This is a genomic window from Aeromonas sp. SER (assembly GCF_038739615.1).
GTDB lineage: Bacteria > Pseudomonadota > Gammaproteobacteria > Enterobacterales > Aeromonadaceae > Aeromonas > Aeromonas jandaei.
Map to the genome: position 1 here is coordinate 103,194 of NZ_JBCGFC010000012.1, position 23,006 is coordinate 126,199.

Sequence of the window (23,006 nt, forward strand, 5' to 3'; positions counted from 1 at the left end):
AGCAGATCGGAGGGGCATATCCCCGCCACTGCTTGCCGCTTTGCTTTGTTTGCTCCAGCAGGATTGTCTCTCTGGTGTAACGATTGTCGTTGGCATTGTTTCGCTGGCGTAAAAATAGCTGTGGGTAAATGGAACTCTGTGCGAGGGGTTGCCTTATCCACCCTATGTCCGATTTTGAGCTGGGTTTAGGAACATAAAAGGGCTTCCAGTTCCTCTGTAGGCCATCGAGGTTGAACAATCAAAAACGAGATGACATTTTCTTGGTGGCTTGACAAATCAAAGAAAACGCAAGATCATGCAAGGACATTTCACCGAGCACCCTTCTGGGCTACACCAACTCCTTGTTAGAGGATCTCTAAGTATGCAAAAACCGTGGGAATTAAATCCGGCATTATCACAAGAGCGACTAAAACGACTTGCATCTCTTATCCGAGATGTCAGAGATGATGTTATTGACAGGCATGATGATGAACTTGGTGATACTGCCCGTGCGACAGGTATGAGAGCGTATGAGTGCTCGCGTAACAGAATTATTCGTGCGGCTGCAGATAATGCGGGATGGCCATGGCTTGGAATTGTCAAACCAGATGGAAAATTTACCTTCTCTGTTAGTTCTGTTCCCGTTCGGCTATATCGTGGGAGACCCTCTTGCCCAGAGGAACGCAGATTAATTCCTTCTGTTGAAGCGATGAAACAAATGTCGCTATTGCCCCCAGAGATTGGGGATGCCGCAACTGTGCTTTGGTTTTTTGCCATTGAAGTAGATGAGTTTCGCTATGTAGAACGAGTCACGTTTGCTGGTTTTCAGAATAGTGTTCAAGTTTCCTGTTGGGAAATTGCACTTGATGAGCGTGTAACAGCTTTGGGTCTTATTAACGAAGACCTTCCTGAGCCTATTAAAACTGATAAAGCATCTATCTCCATCAAGAGAAAAATCAAAAAAGTGGAGGATAGTGACAATGGTTAGTAGATTATGTCCATGACTTTCTATGGTGAGCGACTTCGTCTGGCTCGCATATTAAATGGCTTTACCCTGCAAGAGTTGGGTGAAGCTGTATCTGTATCTAGGCAAAGCATACATCAGTATGAAAGTGATATTCGTGCTCCTGCATCTGATGTCACGAATGCTCTTGCTGAGTATCTAAGAGTACAGCCAGATTTTTTTGAAAGACCTCTTTCTGGTGATGTGAAACCAGAACAATGCCATTTTAGAAAGAGACAGACCACCCCTGTGGGTGTGAAAGAACGAGTTCAGGCATACAGTACAATCCTTGAGCAATTAGTGACAGAGTTGCATGAGCATTTGGATATGCCTGAGAATAAATTTAATCTTATCGACAACAGTAAAATAGATGTATTAACTTCGCCGATAATTGAAAAGATTGCGGAAGGAGCAAGAGAACGATGGGGGCTATCGCTAGATGCACCCATCGATAACATGATCAATGTTGTTGAAAATCAGGGTGCAATTGTTACTTGCTTTGATGGTGTTTCTGAAAAGGTTGATGCTTTATCAGTTAATAGAAAATATCCAATAATAATTCGAAACTCCGCCAAAGAAAGTGTATGCAGAATGCGTTTTGATCTAGCCCATGAGTGTGGGCATCTAGTTATGCATGATGGGATTGAAACTGGTTGCAAGCAAACTGAACGTGAAGCGGATGCCTTTGCTAGTGCCTTTCTTTTTCCTCGAAGCTCTTTTGCAAGAGAGTTTCCATCTTGCTTGGGAAGAGATGGCATTATTAATTGGAAAAAAGTATACGATCTCAAGATTAGATGGAAGGTTAGTGCAAAGGCAATAATATATCGCGCCCATTTTTTGGGTTTTATTAACGCACAGCAATATAGAGGTGCCAATGTTTGGTTTAGTCAGACACGGCAAACAAGGAAAGAAAGATTAGATGATGAACTGGCTATGGAAGAGCCACATGTTTTACAGGAGAGTATCTCGTTACTTAAGAATGAATTAGGAATATCATTTGATATGCTTGCTAAAAAGCTTGGAGTACATGCAAGACTGTTAGCAGATATCTGTGGTGTTCACTATGAAGAAGTTGATGAGATTGAATTTGACGATGTAGTTGTTCCTTTCAACTTCTGACTATTATCGATGGCCCCTATAGGGGCCATTACATACAGTACGTGATTTATTTAAAAATAATTTCTTATAGTCTTTGTGAAAAACATCTACTCTAAATCTAAAAAATGTGTAACGATTTTTATAAATCAGAGTGAACCTATCACTCTAGATAATAGCATTTTGCTTATCCAGTGTAATAATCTGACTTAGTGTTAATTTTTTCTGCCAATTAAATAGTAGAGCTTGAAGTTTTTATTTTAGAGATGAAAAGGATTACTAGTCCCTGTTGCCAGATATTCCTATATCCAAAGTACGTAGGTTATCTTTTCCAACTCAAAGCTGCTTGAGGTATTCGGTTAGCGAGAAGGGCTGAGCAAATTCCTTCATCCCGGCCAATCTATCCAGCTCTGCTTGGCCGACTTGCTGCAACTGAGCTTGCTGGGAGGGAGTGAGCGTGGTGGCTCTCGCCTTGATCAGGGTGTCGAGAAAGGTACGGTCTCCCGCTACCGCCTGATGGAACGCCTTGAGCGCCAGCACATCTACTTCTGCTGCGGTGCAGCGCTCCATGCTTTTCTCATGCAGGTAGATCAGCACTGTCGTCTGTTGTTCCTTCTCCAGTGACCAGAAGGGGTCGCTTTTTGCGGGCAGTGTGGCGCTGTGCTGTGACTTGATTGCTTCGCACCGCTCAAATGCAGGATCCAGGTCGTGTAGTGACAGGGCAAAGGCGCTGGAGCTGGTTGCAAGCAGCGCAAAGAGCAAGGCAAGGCGCCTGTAGAAGGAGAGATTCCTGCTATCCGGCGCCTTGTCTCTTGCAGGGCTGTTGCGGCTGTTCATCGGCTTATGACTGCTTTTTCAGGAAGTAACTGATATGCCCCGGCGGCATATCGGGCAGCTGGCCAAAGACCTCGTAACCCTGCTTCTGGTAGAAGGGGAGGGCCTGAAAACTGGTGGTTTCCAGATGGTAGTTGTTGATGCCCTTGCTTTGGGCGTACTGCTCCATGGCGCCCAGCAGGCGGCCGCCCCAGCCATCACGGCGGATGCTTTCGTCAATCCAGAGCCAGTCGACGTGCAGCCACCCCCACTTGATGTCGGCGATGATGCCGCCGTGTACCTTGCCCTCTCTATCCTTGATAAAGCTGGCGATCCGCTCGCGCCGAAGCTCGTACAGTTGAGGGCCAGCCTGGCTTACGTTGTAGCCCGTCAGGCCAATGCGCAGCGCTTCAACATCATCGTCCTGAGGCGGTTGGGGTGGGGTGAGTTGCATAGTGCTTCCTGCTTGATGGTGGTTGTCTCTAACGGGTTGCCGCTTCCAGCGCGGCTATCTCCCTGCCGCCAATCAGCTTCAGATTTTGGCTGATCTGCTCCACCGGCCAGTCCCACCAGGCGATGGCGTTGAGACGGGCGATGGTGTCGTCGTCGAAGCGGTAGCGGATCACCTTGGCCGGGTTGCCGCCGACCACGGCATAGGCGGGTACGTCACCGGTGACCACGGAGCGGGCGGCGATAATGGCGCCGTTGCCGACTTTTACTCCCGGCATGATCAGGGCGTCATAGCCAATCCAGACATCGTTGCCGATGACGGTATCCCCCTTGTAGGGGAGGCTGCCCGGGGCGGGGGCGGCGCTTTCCCAGCCGTTGCCGAAGATAAAGAAGGGGTAGGTGGAGAAGCCGGAGGTCTGGTGGTTGGCGCCGTTCATGATGAACTTCACCCCGCGGGCGATGGCGCAGAACTTGCCGATGATGAGCTTGTCGCCGATGAAGGGGAAGTGGTAGAGGACGTTGCGCTCGAAGCCCGCCGAATCCTCCGGGTCGTCGTAATAGGTGTAGTCACCCACCTCGATATTGGGCCCCTTGATGGTGTTCTTGATAAAGCACACCTGGGGGAAGCCGTTCATGGGGTGGGGATTGGCGGGATCGGGTCCGTGCATCTGGTCTCCTTGGATGGGCCGGGCTAGAGCGCCGGGAAGTAGCAGGCGCTCATGTCGATGGGGTGATCGGGGCAATCGGGCAGATAGAACTGCCAGCCCGCATCGGAGAAGGCGCGCAGCTCGGTCTCGACAAACTTGATGGCGAGGCTCAGGGCCTGCAGGCTGTCGATGCCGTAGATAAAGGTCTTGTCGCTCAGCCCCGCCAGCTTCACCTTGCAGCGCCAGTCACCGCCAGCCGAGCGTGGATCCGGCTCGGGGGCCTTGATGGCGATCTTGAGGGTGAGCTGTTCCCCTTCGAGGCTGACCGCCTCGAAACGAGCTTTGACGATGGCATTCTTCATCCTGCAACTCCTTGTGCAATTCCCCTCCTGCGGCATCGGGCTGCGTCTCCATGGAGGGATAAAAATGGGGGCGAGCTACAGGAGCCTAAACGAAGCCTCTTTTTGAAACAATGGGATATGGGTGGCGAACTACGGGATTGCGGGTTGCGTCGGGTTGTTTCACCAAACGGGATAAACTTGCTGTAAAGGAATCTTGGCACTGCTGGAAATCTGTCCCATATGGTGATGGTTGGCGGGCTGTCGAGTTGGGGCACAATAGCCAGTCCCTGTTGGCCACAGAAGTACAGGAGCATCCATGACTCTTTCGGTATCGCAGCTTTACGAGGTGATGGCGCAGTTGCCAGATCCGGTCTTCATCCTGAGTGAAGATGGCTATTACGTGGAATACATAGGAGGCATGGAGCATCAATCCTATCAGGACGGCAATCCGCTGGCTGGCAAGCGGCTGCTGGATGTGCTGCCGGAGGCGATGTCCCTCTGGGTGATGGAGCAAGTCGCACTGGCGCTCAACAGCGGTCTGGTGCGGGTGGTGGAGTATGAGTTGGCGGCCAGCGAGGTGGGTGGCATCAACGCCGGTGTCGGGCCGCAAGGCGTGCAGCGCTTTGAGGGCAAGATTGCACCGCTCCCCTCCCTCTATGACGGCAAGCGGGCGGTCGCCTGGGTGACCCGCAATATCACCCGCCAGTTCGAGTTGCAGCAGCGCCTGCAGCGCCAGAGCGAGACCGACCAGCTGACCGGCCTCCATAACCGCCGCTACTTCTTCGAGCATTGCCAACAGGTGAGAGGCAGCGAGGCACCCTGTGGCCTGCTTATGCTCGATATCGATCACTTCAAGCAGATCAACGACCGCTTCGGCCATCAGCAGGGTGATCTGGCACTGCAACGCTTTGCCGCCTGCGTCGATGGCCGGCTGCGGGCAGAGGATCTGTTTGTGCGCAGCGGTGGCGAGGAGTTCGTGATCCTGCTGCCACGGCTTGATGAGGCCGGGTTGCTGGAGATTGCCGAGCAGATCCGCGCCGCGGTCGAGGCGCTGCCCGCCGAACCGGTCGGCATGACGGTCAGTCTGGGGGCCACGCTGGTGGCGCCCGGAGAGGATATCAATGTGGCGCTGGCCCGGGCCGACGAGTGGCTCTACGAGGCCAAGCGGACGGGGCGCAATCGGGTGGCGCACTGTCCGGCCGCCCCCGAAAATTAATGAACAAACCCTTGTTGATGCAAACATTAATTGGATGAAAAGTTCGCCATATTATTTCACTGATATCTCGCGAGCTATGGTGGTAATATTGGCTGCCCGATTGCTGTTCTTATTTGTGTTGTTGGGCAACAGAACAAGGGTTTATCGGTATGTTATCAAACGGGGATAAATGGGTGTGCTGGTGACGAATACGATACATCTCGCCCCGTTTTGAAACAATCCGATTCAAACGGTCATGAATTATTAACCTTGACCCGGATGGCGATTTCAACGATGGTAGCGTGGCATCTCCATTTCACTCCGGTGGCCCTGTTGGCCGCTGGCGGATTTGCTTTTTCTGCACCTGCGGCCAAATGCCGCCTGATATTGCCAGCCTGTTATTTGGGCCAATAAAAATAATGATGACAGATTAATAAGGTATATATTGCAATGAGTGTATCTATTGCTGAAAAGAGTAACCCGGTTTCAAAATTGAAATGGGAGAAAAGTGATTCGGTATGGACCATGGGCTTATATGCCACTGCGGTCGGTGCCGGTACGCTATTTCTCCCAATTACCGTCGGTAGTAATTCGCCGGTTATTTTATTGTTTATTTTGCTGCTCGCATTTCCGCTCTCTTATTATTCCCATCGGGCGTTGAGCCGCTTTGTGCTCTCCAGCTCCCACAAGGAGGGGGATATCACCCACGTGGTGGAGGAGCACTTCGGTGCGCGGGCGGGCAAGCTGCTGATGCTGGTCTATCTGACTGCCTTCTACCCCATCATTCTGGTCTACAGCATCTCCATCACCAACGCGATCCAGAGCTTTGTGGTGCACCAGCTGGGAGATGCCGAGATCCCGCGCGGTCTGCTGGTGCTGGGGGTGATGCTGGGTCTGCATCTGGTGCTGCTGGCGGGCAAGCAGATCGTGGTGTCGGCCATCAGCGTGCTGGCGCTGCCCATGGTCGCCTTTCTGATCGGCCTCTCCATCTATCTGCTGCCCCAGTGGAGCCTCTCCTACTTCAGCGAGAGTCAGGCGGTGGACTGGCGTGATCCGGCGTTCTGGAAATCCCTCTGGCTGATCGTGCCGGTGATGGTGTTTTCGTTCAGCCATGCGCCCATCATCTCCTCCTTCAGTGCGGCGCAGAAGAAGCGCTGTCAGGAGAGCGCCGACCTGCGCGCCAAGCGGATCATCAAGTGCAGCAGCCTGCTGATCTGCGGCAGCGTGCTCTTCTTCGTGGTGAGCTGCGTGATGAGCCTGAGTCAGGCCGAGATGGCGCAGGCGCGCATCGACAATATCTCCGTGCTGTCGGCGCTGGCGAACAAGTTCTCCAATCCGCTGATCGCCTATGTGGGGCCGCTCATCGCCATTCTGGCCATGTCCAAATCTTTCCTCGGCACCTCCATGGGGGTGAGCGAGGGGACGGTGAGCATGGTGAGCGGTGCCTGTCAGGGGCTGGGACTTTCCCTGCGTGAAGCGACCATCGCGCGGGTCTCGTCGGTGATTCTGTTCGTGGTGACCGGGGTGATTACCTACCTCAATCCGAACGTGTTGGAGATCATCGAGAAGGTGAGCGGGCCGCTCATCGCGGTGATCCTGTTCCTGCTGCCGGCCTGCTCCATCTATCGTCTGCCCGCCCTCAAGCGTTATCGCGGGGCGAGTACCCTCTTCGTGCTGGTGATCGGGCTGCTGGCCATCTCGGCCCTTATCTACGATCTGCTGTAACGGCAGATCCCGCACAAGTCAAAAAGGGCGACCATCAGGTCGCCCTTTTTCTTTGCCTCTCATTTAGCCGAGCAAACTGGTGGCGCTTTGGCCCGCCATCAGCAGGCCGATGGCCAGCACGCCGAACCAGACCAGGGTCGCGCTCACCAGCAGATAGCCGCCGGCGACAAACAGACCATCCCGCTGCAGCATGCCGGTGGCCAGCAGCAGAATGGCCCAGGCGGGCAGGGCATTGGTGAAGGGAATGGCGCCAAGGGGCAGCATCAGCAGCAGGGCGGCCAGCATGATCAGCAGGCCGTTGCAGCGGTTGATGGTGGTGCTGGCGGTCAGGGCAAGCAGGCGCGGGCGGATAACGCGATCGACCCGGGCCAGCAGATCGGCACCCTTGTGCAGGGTCGGCTTGAGCTGGTCGGCGGCAAAGCGGCGCTCCATCAGGATGGCGGGCAGCCAGGGTACCCGGTTGAGGGTAATGCCAATGCCGATAAAGAGGATCAGCAGGCCAAACGGGGTACTGACGCCGGGGATCGAGACCGGCAGCAGGAAGGGGACAGTGAGCAACACGCAAAACAGCAGCATCCCCTGCTCGCCGACCAGAGCGAGCATCTGGCGCAGGCTGATATGGCTCTCCTCGATGGCGTGGGCGGTGGCCCGCAGGGTATTGGCGAGGGTGTGTTGCGGGTCGTTGAGGGGGGCTGTCGCCATCTCCGGCATCCTTCTGCTGTCGGCTTGTGCCGGGCCACCATGACCCGGATTGGGCGTCAGCATACGTGGCCGGAGTTAATGGCCGATGAATGGCGCAGGTGCTTTTAACGCCGCTGAAAATGAGCCGGTACAGGTGCCATTTAGGATGGCAATGAGGTGGCTCTGGTATGCTTTTTGAGCAAAATGGATTGGCCGGAGGTGAGGATGAGACGAGTCGGGATGGTGATGATGGGGGCACTGCTGCCCCTTGGGCAGGCGTGGAGCGGCGAGGGGGAGGCTGGATTGGGTTGGCAGGTGACACCATTTTACGGCTACAGCTCTGCCATCGATTTCAAGCGCAGCGAGGATCCCCAGCCTGCACCAGTGTCGACCAGCATTGACGAGCTGAAGGGGCAGGACTCCGGCAGCTGGGGGCTCTTCATCAGCAAGGAGGTGGATGACCCCGGCATGATCGAGCTGCTCTACAGCCACCAGTCCACCACCCTCTCACCCGATCAGCCGGATCGCCTGACGGTGGATACCCTGCACTTTGCCGGTGCACTGAGCCTCGCTGACAACCTGATGGCGCCCTATATCGGTGCCGGTATCGGGGTAACGCGCTTTGCCGCCTACGATAGCGAGGTGATGCCCTCCATGTCGCTGGCGCTCGGGGTTCAGCCCCGCCTGTCCGAACATCTTGCCCTGCGGGCCGAGGTGCGGGGCTACGGCTCGCTTGCCAACGACAGAAGCGAGTTTCTCTGCAATCCGGATCAGTGCGTGTTCAAGGTGAAGGGGGATCTGGTGACCCAGTGGCAGGCCAATATCGGGCTCACCTTCCGCTTTTAGGCGGGGTAATTTTACGGATGGAAAAGGGGCCATAAGGCCCCTTTTCCATCCGTGATGTTATGGCCAGGTCATCCATCACCCGGTCGTGCTCCAGAGTGGGTTCACTCTCCGTTATTGGCCGGGATAGCCGATACATAGCGGTCTCTGCCTGCCTCCTTGGCACTGTAGAGCGCCTGATCCACCCGCTTGAACAACGAGACCGCCGGCTCCTGCTGCCCGCGGATGCCGAACCCGATGCTGACTGTCAGAGGATGAGCCGGATCGGGGGCTATGGTGCGGGTTGCTGCCAGCAGGGTCGCTGCGAGCTGCTCCAGTTCCATCTGGTTAGCGTCGGGCAGCAGGATTGCGAACTCCTCACCACCGACGCGGGCTGCCAGCCCTCCGGCCGGGCAGTGCTGTTGCAGCAGGGCACCAAACTGCTGCAACACCTTGTCCCCCATGTCGTGGCCGAAGTTGTCGTTGATCCATTTGAAGTGATCGAGATCGAGCAGGAGCAGCACCTGATACTCACCCTGCCCCAAAAACAGCTGCTGATGAAAGTAGCGCCGGTTGGGCAGTCGGGTCAGATCGTCAAACAGCGCCTGTTGTCTGAGCTGGCTATTGATATGAAAGAGGTGATGCATGGTGCTCAGGATACCGATGCTGCTCAGCAGGATACCGCTGGATCGCAGCAGATCCTCGGCGTAGATGGCGATCCAAAGCGGCTGGGCGACCAGTTCGTCCATGATGTCGGCGGTCGCCCCCAGGATCCACAGCGTCAGGCCACAGGAGAGCAGGCGATAGGTTTTGGCTGGCAGATGGGCGCACTGCACTACCCAGAACAGAAAGATCATGGTGAGCCAGTTGACCAGCTCGAACCCCAGGCTGCTGACATGGATCCGCTCGACGGGGTAGTGGGGCAGCAGGGTGAGATGGGTGGAGATGATGGTCAGCACCAGTATCCCCAGCAGGGCGCTATGGGCGCGGTGTTCTGCGTCAAAGTGACGATAGCGGGTGACGCTGAGGTCGAGACGATCGGACTGCATGGTGTTCCTCGGATTGGGCCTGCCATCAGAGTGTCGAAAATGGCCCTCATCATGAATCTGTCGTGCCGTTTGTGGCGGTATGGCGTTCAGCCAGTGTAAACGGCGAGCCGGCCGGGCGCGATGATCATCACTCCAGCCTGTGGGATAGCGCCTGATTTTGTGCATTTCTGGTGCGAGGGCGACCGCTTGCCCTGTCACAGGGCGACCGGCCGTGGCTTAGCGCAACGCACGCGCCATTTTGGTGCAAAAAGGAGTTTGTTTATATCTAATATTATGATTTAAATGAGTTTTAACTTTTGGCCCACTTTATGCTTTTTACCATCAGGCGGTCATTTCTGGCCAGCTGCACCCGGCGAATCGAGGCACGCGAGCAGTGGCCACAAGTTCAATCAAGGAAACGGAGCCGGTTTATACCGGTACGACAGGGAAGGAGAGTGCTCTATGGTCAAAAAATGGATGATGGCGGGTCTGCCGATATTGACGGCGTTGCTGGTGACCCCAAGTTGGGCCGATGAGGTCTCTCAGGTTCAGGCTGCGGTGGCACCGGTTGCCAGTGTGACGATCAACAAGGGTGACAACACCTGGATGCTGCTCTCGGCTGCACTGGTGATCCTGATGTCGATCCCCGGTCTGGCACTCTTCTACGGCGGGTTGGTGCGCGCCAAAAACATGCTGAGCGTGCTGATGCAGGTGTTTACCCTGTTCTGTCTCATCTGCGTGCTCTGGATTATCTACGGCTACTCGCTCGCCTTTACCGAGGGCAACAGCGTGTTCGGCTCCTTCAGCAAGGTGTTGCTCAAGGGGGTCACTCCTGACTCCATCGCGGCCACCTTCAGCAAGGGGGTCGGTATCAGCGAGTTCATCTATGTGGTGTTTCAGGGGGCCTTTGCCGCCATCACCTGCGGCCTTATCGTCGGTGCCTTTGCCGAGCGCATCAAGTTTGCCGCCGTGCTGCTCTTCTCGGTCATCTGGTTCACCTTTGCCTACATTCCGCTAGCCCATATGGTGTGGTACTGGGCGGGGCCGGATGCCTATACCAGCGCCGATGCGGCTGCTGCTGCAACCGCCACCGCCGGTTATCTGTTCCAGCATGGTGCGCTGGACTTTGCTGGCGGCACCGTAGTGCATATCAACGCCGCCGTGGCGGGTCTGGTGGGTGCCTATCTGGTGGGCAAACGTCTGGGCTACGGTCGTGATCCCATGACGCCCCACAGTCTGACCATGACCATGATCGGCGCCTCCCTGCTCTGGTTCGGCTGGTTCGGCTTCAACGCCGGCTCCGCGCTGGAAGCCAACGGTGTTGCTGCGCTGGCCTTTATCAACACCTGGGTCGCTCCGGCTGCGGCAGCCCTGTCATGGACGCTGGCCGAGTGGGTGATGAAGGGACGTCCCTCCCTGCTGGGTGCGGCCTCCGGCGCCGTATCCGGTCTGGTGGTGATCACTCCGGCAGCCGGTCTGGTCGGCGTTGGCGGTGGTCTGGTGATGGGTCTTATCAGTGGCGTGGCGGGTCTGTGGGGTGTCCACGGTCTCAAGCGCCTGCTGGGGGCGGACGACAGTCTGGACGTGTTTGGTGTGCACGGGGTGTGCGGTATTCTCGGCGCCCTGCTGACCGGTGTCTTTGCCAGCCCGGATCTGGGCGGTACCGGGGTGTGGGACTATGTCACCAATCAGGTGGCCGAGGGTTACTCCATTCTGGCGCAGGTGAAGATCCAGGCCATCGGGGTTGGCGTGACCATCCTCTGGTCCGGTGCCGTGGCGGCGATCTCCTTCAAGCTGGTTGACCTGGTGGTGGGTCTGCGGGTGAACGGCGATGCCGAGCGGGAAGGGCTGGATGTGACCACACATGGCGAGAAGGCCTACAGCATGTAATCCCGAACGTCAGACAACAAAAAAACCGCCGGTTCCGGCGGTTTTTTTATGGTGCAAGCGCAGTGGCGCGTTTAGTTCGAACTATTAGTTCGCACTCTTAGTTCACGACGGCCACGTTGATGCTGCCGTTACCCTGGGTCATGCGGACACGGGCACCCGGTCTGAAAGTGGGGCTGGCTTTCTGCACCACTACGATGGCTTCGCCGTTCTCTTTCTTGATCTCCAGCTCGACGCCGTCGACCTGATTCATCTTGTTGCCGATGGCGTTACCGGCTGCGGCACCGGCGATGGCGCCGCCTGCGGCTGCGATATCGCGACCGGTACCACCACCGACGGTGCTGCCCAGCAGACCGCCGACCACGGCGCCGCCGATGGTACCCATCAGGGAGTTCTCATCGGTCTGAATCTTGACCGGGCGGGTAGAGATGATGGTGCCGTAGCTGACGGTTTGAACCTGCTTGGCGCGGTCTTTGGTGTAGACATCGCCAGAGTAGACATCGCTATTGGCGCAACCAGTGATGGTGGTGGCGGCCAGCAGGGCAATAATGGTCATTCGTTTCAACATGATAGGCCTCCAAGGCTGAATAGAATTCAAACAATCAGTTCGATGAATTGAACTTTACTCCAAGCAAGCGGGACATGAAATCGGCAAAATGTAACCAATTATGCGTTCTGTAACCGCTTTTATCCTTGAATCGCAGCTGTATCAGTGAGCTTTTTGACCAGCACCAGCCGATCCTCGCCGGGGCCGAAGTAGTCGGCCACCTCTTCGACCAGCTGATAACCGAGCCGGTAGTAGAGGCGCTGGGCCGGGTTGGCGGGATCGACCGTGAGCTGCAATTCGCTGATCTGCAGCCCTTCCATGTTGGTCTCCATCTGACGCATCATCCGCTCGGCCAGACCGAAACCACGCGCCTCGGGCAGCACCGCCAGCGAGAGTACCCACCCTTTGGCTCGCTCCTGACCGAAACCACCCAGCACATAGCCCACCAGATGCCCCTCGTACTCGGCTACCAGCAGCAGCTCGGGCCACAAATCCATCGCCTGACGGAAGAAGAAGGCGGGATAGACATCTTCGCCAAAGACCTTGGCATCGATCTGCCAGATGGCGTGCATGTCGGTATGGGTCGCGGGGCGCAGCAGGGGCGGGTTGTGGTGCATCAAGGCGTCTCTGGTCAATATTGGCGAAAGGTGATGCCCTGGGTCTGTACCTTGCGATCGCTGCCACCGCGCCATTGGGCGGGGCGGGCCAGCTCGCGGACATCCAGAGCGGTATAGGCTATGTCGTGGTGAAACAGGCTCTCGGCGAGCGACTGGCGCAGGGCGAGCAGCCGCGCATCGTCGAGTTGCCAGCCGCTGACCAGTTCGGGCGCGCTTTCGTGGCGATAGAGCGCGAAGTAGTAACCAAGCCAGCGGGTCGGCAGTTTATGGATCCTGGCCTGGGTCAGCAACTGTCCTGCGCTGTATTGCTCGCAGGTGCCATACTCTTTGGCCAGGATCGCCGACATCGCCAGATAGCGGCGCAGGGCCCGACGCTCACGAAAACGGGTAAACCAGCTCATCTTGTTTCTCCACTGTTCAGGGCAGACAAGGGGTCTGTGCCAGACAAGCAGATCTTAGCGATTGATTTCTGAATCCTGCATGAGCGATCAGGGGGGAAGCGGGCGGCTGTGGGGCAGTTTGGGGGCCTTGCGCCAGCCATCGAGCAGATGGCGGATGGCCAGCCAGGGGTGGCGCAGCAACATGCGGGGGCCACTCCAGCGCATCACCTGCTGGATCTGTTTGCGCATCGCTGGCGCATAGCAGTGGATGTTGCAGTTGGCGCAGGTGGGCTTGTGACCGTGGCCGTAACGGCAGCGGGTGAGCCGCTGGTGGGCGAAATCCCGCAGCTTGCGACAGTGACGGCAGTGGGGATCCTGATGGTGGTGCTGGCAGTAGAGGCGGATCATGGCGCTGACTGTCCGCTGCTCGCGCACCAGTCTGGGGTGAAGAGTCGCCGCTTTGCCGGTGCTGGCGTGCGCGCCCCTTGCTGGGTTGGCTTGATGAATTTTCATGGTCGCCATTTTCCTGACCAGCCCGGGCAGGGTGTTGATACAGGTCAAAAGGGGGGACAAAAAAACAGGGCCCGCAGGCCCTGTGTCATCAGATGAGGCTGGTTGCCTGCTCCAGCCAGGCGAGATCCTCGCCTTCGAGCAGCGGGCTCAGGCGGCGGAACACCTCGGCGTGGTATTCGTTGATCCAGCGGAATTCGGCCGGGCTCAGCAGGTTGCGGTCGATCAGGCGGGTATCGAACGGTACATAGGTCAGACGCTCGAAGCCCAGCATTGGCAGCTCGCCGATTTGCTCCAGCTCGCTCACCACCACCAGGTTTTCGCAGCGGATGCCAAAACCATCTTCGCGGTAGTAGCCCGGCTCGTTGGAGAGCACCATGCCCGGTTGCAGCGCCACCATGTTCCCTTTCGGGGCGATGCGCTGGGGCCCTTCGTGGACGCTCAGGAAGTGGCCGACGCCGTGACCGGTGCCGTGGTCGTAGTTGTAACCGGCTTGCCACAGCGGCATGCGGGCCAGCACGTCGAGCTGGATCCCGGCGGTGCCGCGCGGGAAGCGGGCCTGATCCAGCGCGATATGACCCTGCAGAACCCGGGTAAACATTGCTTTCTGCTCGTCGGTCACCTCACCCACCTTGATGGTGCGGGTGATGTCGGTGGTGCCATCCATGTATTGGCCACCGGAATCGAGCAGGTAGAGGCTGTCCTGACCAAACGCACGCGGGGTGCCGTTGGTGTGGTGGTAGTGGCACATGGCGGCGTTGGGGCCGAGCGCAGAAATAGTATCGAAGCTCGGCTCGACGTAGTGCTCCTGCTCGCGGCGGAACGCTTCCACCTGATCGGCCAGAGTGCCTTCATCCACACCTTCGAACTCGCCGGAGGCGATCAGCCGATCCAGCCAGGCGAGGAAGCGGGTCATGGCCACGCCGTCGCGCAGATGAGCGGCGCGCATGCCGGTCAGCTCCACCTCGTTCTTGCATGCCTTCGGCAGCATGGTCGGGTCTTGGCCTGCCACCAGAATGGCGCCCGCCTCTTCCATGATGAGCTGGGTCCAGGCGTTGGCGCTGTCCGGATCGGCCAGCACCTTCTGTTGATCTTCACCGATGCGCTGCAGCACGTCACCCAGCTTGTCGATGGGGTAGACGGAGACATCCTGCCCCACGTGCTGGCTGAAGGCGAAGCAGTCGATCTTGTCGGTATCGACGAAGAAATCCATGGTGGTATTGGCGTAGAGCACGGCAAAGCCGAGCACTACCGGCAGCCGTTCGATATCGCGACCACGCAGGTTGAGCAGCCAGTTGATGGGCTCGGCCTGGGTCAGCAGCACGGCATCGAGACCGCGCTTGCGCAGATCGGCGGCCAGCTGTTCGCGCTTGGCCTGGCTCGACTGGCCTGCCAGCTCCTCGCTGTAGAGGATAACCGGCGTCTTGGTCGGCTCGGGACGATCGCTCCAGTTCAGGTCGATGGGGTTCTGCTCGACCCGCACCAGCTCGATGCCGCGCTCGGCCAGCACGGCCTTGGCGTTCTTGTACCAGGTCAGGCTGTGCAGACGGGCGTCGAAACCGACCCGGGTGCCGGAGGGCAGCTGCTCGGCCAGCCACTGGACATGGGGATCTTCAACTAGGTGGAGAAATTCGAACAGCTCGGACGGTGCCTGCATGCGGGCCTGCACCGTGTAGCGACCATCGACGAAGAGGGCGGCACGCTGGGCCATGATGATGGCGACGCCGGCGGAGCCATTGAACCCGGTGATCCAGTCCAGCCGCTCGGCGTAGGCGGGGATGTACTCGCCGAGGTGCTCATCATCATGGGGGACGATAAAGGCGTCCAACTCCTGCATGGCCAGCTCGGCCCTGACTTGGGCGACGCGGGTTTCAATTATCTCGAAATTATTCATGTCGTTAGTGCCAGATGGTTGCTTTATGAGTGTTCATTTCTTGTGGCCGCCAGCCAGGATCCGCTTGATCGACTGGCCTGCTGCCTCGATATGCTGCCTGAGCAGCACCACTGCCTCGTGCTTGCGCCGGGCGCGGCACAGCTCCAGCAGTTGGGCGTGTTCACGCTCCGCCTTGTCCACGCCATCGGTGGCAAAGAGCAGCTCGAAGCGGACATAGCGGTCACAGCTCAGATTGATCTGGGCGATCAGTTCAAGTGCCTGGGGGCGACCGGCTGCCTGATAGAGGGTGGCGTGAAAGCTGTGGTTCAACTCGGCCCAGTGTTCGATCTGGGTGCCTGACTCCAGGGCGTGATCAAACTGGGCGAGGATGGCCTCCGCCTCGGCGAAGGTGGCTTCCGTCATCTTGTCGACGGCGTGGAACAGGGTATCGGCTTCCAGCAGCGCTCGCAAATAAAAGAGCTCGTCGATGGCTGCGGCGTCCAGCATGGTGACGACGGCGCCGCGGTGGGCCTCGAATTTCACCAGTCCCTGCGCTTCCAGCTGCATCAGGGCTTCCCGCACCGGAATGCGGCTCACGGCCAGCTCCTTGGCGATGGCATCCTGGCGCAGAGGGGCGCCGGCGGGGAACTCCCCACGGAGGATCCGGCCGCGGAGGTTTTCCATCACCATCTGGGTTCGGGTCTTGTAGGGTGGGGTCATGGTCGGGTCACGATTGGGCGTTACAAAATTGTATATTGTATAAAGTTTGGCTGAATCTACCCCGTCACACCCGGCATGGCAAGGTTTAGGGGCTCGCCGCGGCATGGCTGGCGGCATTCGGAACTCCACAAAAACAAAAATGCCGGTCAGCGTGGCTGACCGGCATCATCTCGTTGATGCGAAGGGGTCTGTTACAGCTGCGGACCTGCCGCTACCAGACGTTTGCCCTCGTCGTTATCGGTGAAGCGCTCGAAGTTCTTGATGAAGCGCTGGGCCAGATCCTGCGCCTTGGCGTCCCACTCGGCCTTGTTGGCGTAAGTGTCGCGCGGGTCGAGGATCGCCGGGTTCACGTCGTGCAGTGCAGTCGGCACTTCCAGATTGAAGATCGGCAGCACCTTGGTCTCGGCCTTCTCGATGGAGCCATCCAGGATGGCGTCGATGATGGCACGGGTATCCTTGATGGAGATGCGCTTGCCGGTACCGTTCCAGCCGGTGTTGACCAGATAGGCCTCTGCACCAGCCGCTTCCATCCGTTTCACCAGCTCCTGACCGTACTTGGTCGGGTGCAGGGAGAGGAAGGCTGCGCCGAAGCAGGAGGAGAAGGTCGGAGTCGGCTCTGTGATGCCGCGCTCGGTACCAGCCAGTTTGGCGGTGAAGCCAGAGAGGAAGTGGTACTTGGTCTGCTCCTTGGTCAGCTTGGAGACCGGGGGCAGCACGCCGAAGGCGTCGGCAGTCAGGAAGATCACCTTGGTGGCGTGACCTGCCTTGGAGACCGGCTTGACGATGTTCTCGATGTGATAGATCGGGTAGGAGACGCGGGTGTTCTCGGTACGGGAGCCATCATCGAAGTCGATGGTGCCATCGGCAGCAACGGTCACGTTCTCCAGCAGCGCATCGCGGCGGATGGCGTGGTAGATATCCGGCTCGGCCTCTTCGGAGAGCTTGATGGTCTTGGCGTAGCAGCCACCTTCGAAGTTGAACACGCCGTGGTCATCCCAGCCGTGCTCGTCATCGCCGATCAGCTGACGCTTGGGATCGGTGGAGAGGGTGGTCTTGCCGGTGCCGGAGAGGCCGAAGAAGATGGCCACGTCGCCGTCCTGACCCACGTTGGCGGAGCAGTGCATGGAGGCAATGCCGCGCAGGGGCAGGAAGTAGTTCATCATGGAGAACATGCCCTTCTTCATCTCGCCACCGTACCAGGTGCCACCGATGAGCTGCATCTTCTCGGTCATGTTGAAGGCAACAAAGTTCTCGGAGTTGAGACCCTGCTCCTTCCAGTTCGGGTTGGTGCACTTGGCACCGTTCATCACCACGAAGTCAGGCTTGAAGGTTTTCAGCTCTTCATCGCTCGGGCGGATGAACATGTTTTTCACGAAGTGTGCCTGCCAGGCCACCTCGGTGATGATGCGCACGGCCAGGCGGGTGTCCGGGTTGGCGCCGCAGAAGCCGTCGACCACAAACAGGCGCTTGCCGGAGAGCTGTTTGGTGACCAGCCCTTTCAGATGTGACCACACTTCGGGGGTAATCGCTTTGTTATCGTTTTTACCCTGGTCAGACCACCACACAGTATCCTGGGTAGTGGCATCTTTGACGATATATTTATCTTTCGGAGAGCGGCCGGTGAAGATACCGGTGTTGACGTTGACGGCGCCCAGTTCGGTGACGACGCCGCGCTCGAACCCTTCCAGATCAGGGCGAGTCTCTTCCGCGAAAAGCTGCTCGTACGAGGGGTTGCGAACGATTTCCTGGCTGTTTTTGATGCCGTACTGGTCCAGTCCTAATTGTTGGGCCAGGGTGGGTTCTGCCACGATTGTCATTGTATTCTCCTGGGTTCAGAGGTTTGTAGGGTTCTATCTGACGTTCATCCTATCACTTAGGTGGTAGAGTTTAGCGATCGCCATCAAACTTTATAAAATAGGGTGTTTTTTTGTTATTAAAGTTAAAGGCGGGTTTTGCCCGCCTTTAATTAGTGTAACTTGTTTGCATCATTGCCGGGAGCCCTGCTGAACAGGGTTTCGACATCGATCCCATTAAATTGGTACTGGGCGCCGCAATAATCACAGTGCATGTCGATCTTGCCGAGCTCCTGCACCATATCCATTACCTCTTCCTTTTCTATCTGCAGCAGGGCCCCTTCGCAGCGCTCGCGGGAGCAGGTGCAGCGGAACTCGACCGCCTGCGGATCGAACACCCGCACCTTGTCCTGATGGTAGAGACGGTAGAGGATCTCCTCGGCTTCCAGACCAAACAGCTCTTCATCCTTGATGGTGCTGGTGAGCTGGGTCAGGTGCTCGAAGTCGTTGCTGTGATCCTCGCTCTGGGCGGGCAGCTCCTGCAGCATGATGCCGGCAGCGCGCGGTTCGCCCTCGTGGTAACCGGTGCGGATCCACAGCTTGGTCGCCAGCTGCTCGGACTGGGCAAAGTAGTGCTCCAGACAGCCAGCCAGGGTGTCGGCGTCCAGCGCGATGATGCCCTGATAGCGCTCGCCCTGATCCGGGGTGATGGTGATGACCAGCTGGCCGTTGCCGATCAGGCTCTGCAGCTTGTTGTCGCTCGGCAGTTCGCCTTCAAAGCGGGCCACGCCGCGCAGCTGCTGGTTGTGGTCGCCGTTGATGACGGCCAGACGCACCGGGCCATCGCCCTGCAGCTGAACGGTGATGGAACCTTCAAACTTGAGGGTGGCGGTCAGCAGGCTGGTGGCGACCAGCAGCTCGCCCAGCAGTTTTTGCACCTGCACCGGGTAGTTCTGGGCTTCCACCACGTGGCGGTAGGTGTGATCCAGCTGGACCAGCTCGCCACGTACTTCGTACTCTTCAAACAGATAGCGATACAGCAGATCTTGGTTGCTCATCATATGTTCCTGGGTTCTTCGGTGAGGTAAATCGGGCGGGCTGGGGTTGCGGCCAGCCCGGTATCAAATCGGGGTCGGTCAGTACTGTTTGACCTTGAGCAGCTGGCGCCGCTCCTGCTTGTCGGGGCGACGCTCCGGGCTCGGCGCAAACTGGCTGTTGAAGCGGCGGGCCTCGCTGTTTTCGGCCCGCTTTTTCAGGCTTTCGGCAGTCTCTTCATAGAGCTGCTGGGCGAGCGGTGCCGATTTGCGCTGATCGCTGATGGCCAGCACCCGCACTTCCCGCTCATCCTGCCCCTGCCAGAAGCGGATCAGCGCACCCACTTCCACCTGTTTGCCCGGTTTGCTGCGCTGACCATTGTAGTGCACCTTGCCGCCGTCAATCTGATCCCGCGCCAGCGAGCGGGTCTTGTAGAAACGGGCCGCCCACAACCACTTGTCGAGACGAACCTCAAGGGTGCTTTCCGGATGATTGGCCATGAACCGGCTCCATAACGGGGAAAAGGGGTGGTCGATTATACCAGAGGCGGGCCGCTGGATAGAAACCGGCCGGCAGCGAAGGCGTGCCCCGCTGCTGTCCTGACCACGCAACATATGGGCAGTTTGCTGATTAACAAGGGAAAAGCGGGGGATCTGGCCGTAAGGGGTAGATTGCCTGCCATATGTTGCATAAAAGATGTCGCCCCTCGCGGGGCGCCATCGTTCAGTGCAATTGGCCGGTCAGGTCGGTGATCAGAAGCGATCCTGCGGTTCGACTTTCTTCTCTTCCTTGCCTTCGCTGTGGGCGATGGCGGTGCGGATGAGGTCAACCCCGGCACGGATAATCAGCACCCCCATGTTGACCAGCTTGACGCAGACCCACATGAAGGTGATGAGCAGGATCAGCTTGAGCACGGTCTGGAACGCTTCCAGGAAGTTCTGCTCCAGCTGGGCGGTGAGGCCGTTGGCGCTGGTCATCAGCCAGGTGTAGACCTCGCGCACGAACGGGATGCGGCTCGGCATCTCCAGCACGTCCAGTGCCGCAGGCAGGGCCTGAAAGATGACGATGCTGCCGAACAGGATCAGGATGACACCGATGGCGATGCCGAGGAAAAAGCCGAACTGTCTCATGGAGGGCTCCAGCGGTTGCTGCATGACATTGAAGATAGCCGCCAATAGTAGGGAGTGCCCTCGCTCATCGCAATCTTCCCGGTGCGGCCATCATGGCCGGATCAGCGCTGAACAGGCCGCCAGCATTGCCCAACTATCTGATTTCTGGGAGGCTTGTCGCCATTGTGCATAGGGAAAGCAAATTGATGTCGAGAACCCTCTTTTTACTGTTGCTGGCGCTGTTTGCCGCTTTGCCAGCCCTGAGCGCCGAACCGACGGCGGCAGTCTGCGCCATCCGCCATCAGGATCAACTGCTGCTGGTGCAGGATCGCATCTCCTCCCGCTATAGCCTGAGCGGCGGCTACATCGATGGCGATGAGCGCCCCGAACAGGCGGCGCTGCGCGAGCTGTATGAAGAGACCGGTCTGCGCGGCGAAGTCGTCGCGGATCTTGGCCGCTGGCAGAAAGCGCAGGTCTTTGCCTGCCGCACTCTGGAACCTATCGTCGCCCAGCAAGGCACCGATTTTGTCTCGCTGCTGCAGGCCCCCAATCTGGGCGGGGAGATCCTCAACGCCCGCTTGATCGCGGTGGACAAGCTGCCCCGTGCGCAGCGCCGCTTCCCCGATCAGCTCGACTGGCTGCAAGCCCGGCTTGGTGAGCTGCCCGAGAGCGAGGTGCGCTGGCAGGCCGATTTCGTGGCGCAGGGCAATGCGCTGCATCAGGCCGAGATCCCGCTGATGATGCGTCTGCAACAGTGGCTGGGGCCCGATGTCTGGTGGCTGTCGGTCAGCAATCTGTTTGGTTCAGGCGGCTTTCAGCTTGCCCTGATACCTTTGCTGCTCCCGCTGCTGGGGTGGCCGCGGCTGCGCCAGCTGCTCTTTGCCATGCTCTGGCTTGGCTTGCTGGTGCAGGCGAGCAAGGAGGGGATCGGCTGGCCGCGCCCCTTCCATCTGCAACCTGAACTGGCAACCCAGAGTGCCCAGGGCTTTGGCATGCCGAGCGGTCACACCGCCTCGGCCCTGCTGTTCTGGGGCGCGCTGCTTGGCTGGCTCTGGCCTGCCCGGCGCGGGCTGGCCTATTCGCTGGCACTGTTGCTGGCCCTCACCACCGGTCTGGCGCGGGTCTGGCTCGGGGTGCACTTTATCTCCGATGTGGCGGTTGGCCTGCTGATCGGCGCCTTGCTGCTGGCGGTTCGCCCATACTGGCGGCTGGATCAGCGTTCATCCGCCTGGGGATTGCTAATCGCTGCGGCACTGGTTTGCGCTGGCCTGAGCCAGTCGGCCCATCTGGCCGGGATCGGGCTGGCGGCGCTGGGCCTCTGGCTTGGGGGGCGGGTCACGCTGGTGCGTGACGGTTATTGCCCGTGGCTGACCGGCGCCGTGGTGCTGGCGGGCATGCTGCTGATGGTAGCGGGCGCGTGGGCATTGCCGCTGTTGACCAGTAGTTCGCTCACTATCCTGCTTGGTCAGTTTGCGCTCTTTTTCGGGCTGGGGCTCTGGTTGAGCGCTGGCCTCTGGTGGATACTATCTCTCTTGAAACAAGACTCTAGACCCAAGGGCGGATGCCCTGACAGGGAAACCCTATGAACATGAAAAAAGTGGATTTGGCCAAGATAACCCTGGGGGTGCTGTTTCTCAGCATCCTGATTATCTCCTGCTTCCTGGTGCTGCAGCCCTTCCTGCCTGCACTGGTGTGGGCCACCATGATCACCATCGCCACCTGGCCGCTGATGCTGATGGTGCAGCGGGTGTTGTGGGGCAAGCGGTCGCTGGCGGCCCTCTTTATGACGCTGGTGCTGCTGCTGATGTTCGTTATCCCGCTCTTTATGACGCTGGCCAATGTGGCGGAGAAGGCGCCCATGCTGATCGAGCTGGGCACCAATATCAGCCAGTCGCCGCCGCCCGAGCTGCTCTGGCTGCAACAGATCCCGCTGGTAGGCGACAAGCTCTACGGCTTCTGGCAGCAAATTCTGGCGAGCGGTGGTCAGGTGCTGTTTGCCAAGCTGGCCCCCTACTTTGGCCAGACCGCCCGCTGGCTCGCCGCTCAGGCGGGCAATCTGGGGCTGCTGTTCGTTCACTTCCTGCTGACTGTCGGCATCTGCGGCCTGCTCTACCACTCCGGTGAAGTGGTGGCGACCGGCATTCGCCGCTTTGCCCACCGTCTGGCCGGGCAACGGGGCGACAACGCCACCGTGCTGGCCTCTCAGGCGATCCGTGCCGTGGCCATGGGCGTGGTGGTGACCGCGCTGGTGCAATCCTCGGTGGCCGGTGTCGGCCTGCTGATTGCCGGTATCCCCTACGCCATGGTGCTGGTGGTGGTGATGTTCCTGCTGATCGTCGCCCAGATCGGCCCCTTCCCGGTGCTGCTGGCCTGTATCGGCTACCTCTACTGGAGCGGCGACACCACCTGGGGCACCTTCCTGCTGGTCTGGTCACTGTTTGCGGGCACCATGGACAACTTCCTGCGCCCTTTCCTCATCAAACGCGGCGCCAATCTGCCGCTCATCCTGATTCTGGTGGGGGTTATCGGCGGCTTGCTGGCGATGGGGATCATCGGTCTGTTTATCGGCCCCGTGGTGCTGGCGGTGGGCTACACCCTGCTGGATGCCTGGATCAAGGAAGATGACCAACCGGCGACCGCGGCGGTTGAAGCGCCCAAGGCCGAGTGATGGTTCAGTAAAAAGACGATTCGGTAACAAGACGAATCAGTCACCATCGCTGATGCCAGGAGCCGCCCAAAAGGGCGGCTCCTTTGTT

Annotated in this window: 24 protein-coding genes; 8 read left to right on the top strand and 16 right to left on the bottom strand. The window is 58.4% G+C overall.

Annotated features, from left to right (window positions below; translation table 11 throughout):
* The first annotated feature begins 361 nt into the window (after nucleotides 1–361).
* Together AAHA41_RS17140 and AAHA41_RS17145 are read left to right on the top strand one after the other, a co-directional pair.
* Complete coding sequence (locus tag AAHA41_RS17140; protein WP_005348717.1) at nucleotides 362–967, top strand: hypothetical protein; 606 nt, start codon at nucleotides 362–364, stop codon at nucleotides 965–967.
* Nucleotides 968–979: 12 nt separating this feature from the next.
* Nucleotides 980–2,101, top strand: a complete 1,122-nt coding sequence (locus AAHA41_RS17145; RefSeq protein ID WP_005348719.1) for an XRE family transcriptional regulator — start codon at nucleotides 980–982, stop codon at nucleotides 2,099–2,101.
* Between the two features lie 312 nt (nucleotides 2,102–2,413).
* Here the strand turns inward: AAHA41_RS17145 and AAHA41_RS17150 are convergent, their stop codons facing one another.
* The 4 genes from AAHA41_RS17150 to AAHA41_RS17165 are packed head-to-tail and all read right to left on the bottom strand — an operon-like array spanning nucleotide 2,414 to nucleotide 4,349.
* Complete coding sequence (locus AAHA41_RS17150) at nucleotides 2,414–2,914, bottom strand: hypothetical protein (protein WP_323070836.1); 501 nt, start codon at nucleotides 2,912–2,914, stop codon at nucleotides 2,414–2,416.
* A 4-nt stretch (nucleotides 2,915–2,918) separates the two neighbouring features.
* On the bottom strand, nucleotides 2,919–3,344 hold the full coding sequence (locus AAHA41_RS17155; RefSeq protein ID WP_323070837.1) for a GNAT family N-acetyltransferase: 426 nt from the start codon (nucleotides 3,342–3,344) through the stop codon (nucleotides 2,919–2,921).
* A gap of 28 nt (nucleotides 3,345–3,372) precedes the next feature.
* Entirely contained in the window at nucleotides 3,373–4,008 is a 636-nt protein-coding gene (locus AAHA41_RS17160) for a Vat family streptogramin A O-acetyltransferase (RefSeq protein WP_323070838.1), read from the bottom strand.
* A 23-nt stretch (nucleotides 4,009–4,031) separates the two neighbouring features.
* On the bottom strand, nucleotides 4,032–4,349 hold the full coding sequence (locus AAHA41_RS17165; RefSeq protein ID WP_071914160.1) for a hypothetical protein: 318 nt from the start codon (nucleotides 4,347–4,349) through the stop codon (nucleotides 4,032–4,034).
* 295 nt (nucleotides 4,350–4,644) lie between these two features.
* On the opposite strand from AAHA41_RS17165, the gene AAHA41_RS17170 reads away from it, so the two are divergent.
* Nucleotides 4,645–5,544: a GGDEF domain-containing protein gene (locus AAHA41_RS17170; RefSeq protein WP_323070839.1), complete on the top strand. Its 900-nt coding sequence runs from the start codon at nucleotides 4,645–4,647 to the stop codon at nucleotides 5,542–5,544.
* A 429-nt stretch (nucleotides 5,545–5,973) separates the two neighbouring features.
* Nucleotides 5,974–7,248, top strand: a complete 1,275-nt coding sequence (locus AAHA41_RS17175; RefSeq protein ID WP_124243602.1) for an HAAAP family serine/threonine permease — start codon at nucleotides 5,974–5,976, stop codon at nucleotides 7,246–7,248.
* A 63-nt stretch (nucleotides 7,249–7,311) separates the two neighbouring features.
* On the opposite strand, the gene AAHA41_RS17180 is transcribed toward AAHA41_RS17175, so the two are convergent.
* On the bottom strand, nucleotides 7,312–7,950 hold the full coding sequence (locus tag AAHA41_RS17180) for an exopolysaccharide biosynthesis protein (protein WP_323070840.1): 639 nt from the start codon (nucleotides 7,948–7,950) through the stop codon (nucleotides 7,312–7,314).
* A gap of 204 nt (nucleotides 7,951–8,154) precedes the next feature.
* On the opposite strand from AAHA41_RS17180, the gene AAHA41_RS17185 reads away from it, so the two are divergent.
* On the top strand, nucleotides 8,155–8,775 hold the full coding sequence (locus AAHA41_RS17185; protein WP_323070841.1) for an outer membrane beta-barrel protein: 621 nt from the start codon (nucleotides 8,155–8,157) through the stop codon (nucleotides 8,773–8,775).
* 101 nt (nucleotides 8,776–8,876) lie between these two features.
* Here the strand turns inward: AAHA41_RS17185 and AAHA41_RS17190 are convergent, their stop codons facing one another.
* The gene (locus tag AAHA41_RS17190; RefSeq protein WP_323070842.1) at nucleotides 8,877–9,800 is read right to left on the bottom strand and encodes a GGDEF domain-containing protein; all 924 of its coding nucleotides are present in this window, start codon (nucleotides 9,798–9,800) and stop codon (nucleotides 8,877–8,879) included.
* A 441-nt stretch (nucleotides 9,801–10,241) separates the two neighbouring features.
* Here AAHA41_RS17190 and amt point away from each other — a divergent pair, with 441 nt between their 5' ends.
* Complete coding sequence (gene amt, locus AAHA41_RS17195; protein ID WP_104015833.1) at nucleotides 10,242–11,669, top strand: ammonium transporter; 1,428 nt, start codon at nucleotides 10,242–10,244, stop codon at nucleotides 11,667–11,669.
* Nucleotides 11,670–11,766: 97 nt separating this feature from the next.
* Here the strand turns inward: amt and AAHA41_RS17200 are convergent, their stop codons facing one another.
* The 10 genes from AAHA41_RS17200 to AAHA41_RS17245 all read right to left on the bottom strand — a co-directional run bounded on the left by AAHA41_RS17200 (nucleotide 11,767) and on the right by AAHA41_RS17245 (nucleotide 20,271).
* On the bottom strand, nucleotides 11,767–12,234 hold the full coding sequence (locus tag AAHA41_RS17200) for a glycine zipper 2TM domain-containing protein (RefSeq protein ID WP_323070843.1): 468 nt from the start codon (nucleotides 12,232–12,234) through the stop codon (nucleotides 11,767–11,769).
* A 119-nt stretch (nucleotides 12,235–12,353) separates the two neighbouring features.
* On the bottom strand, nucleotides 12,354–12,830 hold the full coding sequence (locus AAHA41_RS17205; RefSeq protein WP_043850281.1) for an N-acetyltransferase: 477 nt from the start codon (nucleotides 12,828–12,830) through the stop codon (nucleotides 12,354–12,356).
* 14 nt (nucleotides 12,831–12,844) lie between these two features.
* Nucleotides 12,845–13,231: a DUF6559 family protein gene (locus AAHA41_RS17210; RefSeq protein ID WP_323070844.1), complete on the bottom strand. Its 387-nt coding sequence runs from the start codon at nucleotides 13,229–13,231 to the stop codon at nucleotides 12,845–12,847.
* An 87-nt stretch (nucleotides 13,232–13,318) separates the two neighbouring features.
* Nucleotides 13,319–13,723, bottom strand: a complete 405-nt coding sequence (locus tag AAHA41_RS17215) for a nitrous oxide-stimulated promoter family protein (protein WP_041209671.1) — start codon at nucleotides 13,721–13,723, stop codon at nucleotides 13,319–13,321.
* A gap of 88 nt (nucleotides 13,724–13,811) precedes the next feature.
* The gene (locus AAHA41_RS17220) at nucleotides 13,812–15,614 is read right to left on the bottom strand and encodes an aminopeptidase P family protein (RefSeq protein ID WP_323070845.1); all 1,803 of its coding nucleotides are present in this window, start codon (nucleotides 15,612–15,614) and stop codon (nucleotides 13,812–13,814) included.
* A 33-nt stretch (nucleotides 15,615–15,647) separates the two neighbouring features.
* The gene (locus AAHA41_RS17225) at nucleotides 15,648–16,313 is read right to left on the bottom strand and encodes a GntR family transcriptional regulator (RefSeq protein WP_033113736.1); all 666 of its coding nucleotides are present in this window, start codon (nucleotides 16,311–16,313) and stop codon (nucleotides 15,648–15,650) included.
* A gap of 191 nt (nucleotides 16,314–16,504) precedes the next feature.
* A complete protein-coding gene (gene pckA / locus AAHA41_RS17230; RefSeq protein WP_041209673.1) occupies nucleotides 16,505–18,130 on the bottom strand; it encodes a phosphoenolpyruvate carboxykinase (ATP) in 1,626 nt (541 codons plus the stop codon).
* A gap of 149 nt (nucleotides 18,131–18,279) precedes the next feature.
* Entirely contained in the window at nucleotides 18,280–19,164 is an 885-nt protein-coding gene (hslO, locus tag AAHA41_RS17235; RefSeq protein WP_033113738.1) for an Hsp33 family molecular chaperone HslO, read from the bottom strand.
* A 78-nt stretch (nucleotides 19,165–19,242) separates the two neighbouring features.
* A complete protein-coding gene (gene hslR / locus AAHA41_RS17240; RefSeq protein WP_104015828.1) occupies nucleotides 19,243–19,641 on the bottom strand; it encodes a ribosome-associated heat shock protein Hsp15 in 399 nt (132 codons plus the stop codon).
* A gap of 252 nt (nucleotides 19,642–19,893) precedes the next feature.
* Nucleotides 19,894–20,271 (bottom strand): hypothetical protein, encoded by a 378-nt coding sequence (locus tag AAHA41_RS17245; protein ID WP_033113750.1) that lies wholly within the window; start codon nucleotides 20,269–20,271, stop codon nucleotides 19,894–19,896.
* Between the two features lie 185 nt (nucleotides 20,272–20,456).
* Between AAHA41_RS17245 and AAHA41_RS17250 the strand changes: the two genes are divergently transcribed.
* Together AAHA41_RS17250 and ydiK are read left to right on the top strand one after the other, a co-directional pair.
* Nucleotides 20,457–21,836 (top strand): phosphatase PAP2 family protein, encoded by a 1,380-nt coding sequence (locus AAHA41_RS17250; protein WP_323070846.1) that lies wholly within the window; start codon nucleotides 20,457–20,459, stop codon nucleotides 21,834–21,836.
* The gene (gene ydiK / locus AAHA41_RS17255; protein WP_185430795.1) at nucleotides 21,833–22,918 is read left to right on the top strand and encodes an AI-2E family transporter YdiK; all 1,086 of its coding nucleotides are present in this window, start codon (nucleotides 21,833–21,835) and stop codon (nucleotides 22,916–22,918) included. The genes AAHA41_RS17250 and ydiK overlap by 4 nt, the downstream gene beginning before the upstream one ends.
* Nucleotides 22,919–23,006 lie beyond the last annotated feature (88 nt).

Coding starts and splice junctions, on each gene's coding strand:
- AAHA41_RS17140 (WP_005348717.1), top strand. CDS start 362: ATGCAAAAACCGTGGGAATTAAATCCGGCATTATCACAAGAGCGACTA.
- AAHA41_RS17145 (WP_005348719.1), top strand. CDS start 980: ATGACTTTCTATGGTGAGCGACTTCGTCTGGCTCGCATATTAAATGGC.
- AAHA41_RS17150 (WP_323070836.1), bottom strand. CDS start 2,914: ATGAACAGCCGCAACAGCCCTGCAAGAGACAAGGCGCCGGATAGCAGG.
- AAHA41_RS17155 (WP_323070837.1), bottom strand. CDS start 3,344: ATGCAACTCACCCCACCCCAACCGCCTCAGGACGATGATGTTGAAGCG.
- AAHA41_RS17160 (WP_323070838.1), bottom strand. CDS start 4,008: ATGCACGGACCCGATCCCGCCAATCCCCACCCCATGAACGGCTTCCCC.
- AAHA41_RS17165 (WP_071914160.1), bottom strand. CDS start 4,349: ATGAAGAATGCCATCGTCAAAGCTCGTTTCGAGGCGGTCAGCCTCGAA.
- AAHA41_RS17170 (WP_323070839.1), top strand. CDS start 4,645: ATGACTCTTTCGGTATCGCAGCTTTACGAGGTGATGGCGCAGTTGCCA.
- AAHA41_RS17175 (WP_124243602.1), top strand. CDS start 5,974: ATGAGTGTATCTATTGCTGAAAAGAGTAACCCGGTTTCAAAATTGAAA.
- AAHA41_RS17180 (WP_323070840.1), bottom strand. CDS start 7,950: ATGGCGACAGCCCCCCTCAACGACCCGCAACACACCCTCGCCAATACC.
- AAHA41_RS17185 (WP_323070841.1), top strand. CDS start 8,155: ATGAGACGAGTCGGGATGGTGATGATGGGGGCACTGCTGCCCCTTGGG.
- AAHA41_RS17190 (WP_323070842.1), bottom strand. CDS start 9,800: ATGCAGTCCGATCGTCTCGACCTCAGCGTCACCCGCTATCGTCACTTT.
- amt (WP_104015833.1), top strand. CDS start 10,242: ATGGTCAAAAAATGGATGATGGCGGGTCTGCCGATATTGACGGCGTTG.
- AAHA41_RS17200 (WP_323070843.1), bottom strand. CDS start 12,234: ATGTTGAAACGAATGACCATTATTGCCCTGCTGGCCGCCACCACCATC.
- AAHA41_RS17205 (WP_043850281.1), bottom strand. CDS start 12,830: ATGCACCACAACCCGCCCCTGCTGCGCCCCGCGACCCATACCGACATG.
- AAHA41_RS17210 (WP_323070844.1), bottom strand. CDS start 13,231: ATGAGCTGGTTTACCCGTTTTCGTGAGCGTCGGGCCCTGCGCCGCTAT.
- AAHA41_RS17215 (WP_041209671.1), bottom strand. CDS start 13,723: ATGAAAATTCATCAAGCCAACCCAGCAAGGGGCGCGCACGCCAGCACC.
- AAHA41_RS17220 (WP_323070845.1), bottom strand. CDS start 15,614: ATGAATAATTTCGAGATAATTGAAACCCGCGTCGCCCAAGTCAGGGCC.
- AAHA41_RS17225 (WP_033113736.1), bottom strand. CDS start 16,313: ATGACCCCACCCTACAAGACCCGAACCCAGATGGTGATGGAAAACCTC.
- pckA (WP_041209673.1), bottom strand. CDS start 18,130: ATGACAATCGTGGCAGAACCCACCCTGGCCCAACAATTAGGACTGGAC.
- hslO (WP_033113738.1), bottom strand. CDS start 19,164: ATGAGCAACCAAGATCTGCTGTATCGCTATCTGTTTGAAGAGTACGAA.
- hslR (WP_104015828.1), bottom strand. CDS start 19,641: ATGGCCAATCATCCGGAAAGCACCCTTGAGGTTCGTCTCGACAAGTGG.
- AAHA41_RS17245 (WP_033113750.1), bottom strand. CDS start 20,271: ATGAGACAGTTCGGCTTTTTCCTCGGCATCGCCATCGGTGTCATCCTG.
- AAHA41_RS17250 (WP_323070846.1), top strand. CDS start 20,457: ATGTCGAGAACCCTCTTTTTACTGTTGCTGGCGCTGTTTGCCGCTTTG.
- ydiK (WP_185430795.1), top strand. CDS start 21,833: ATGAACATGAAAAAAGTGGATTTGGCCAAGATAACCCTGGGGGTGCTG.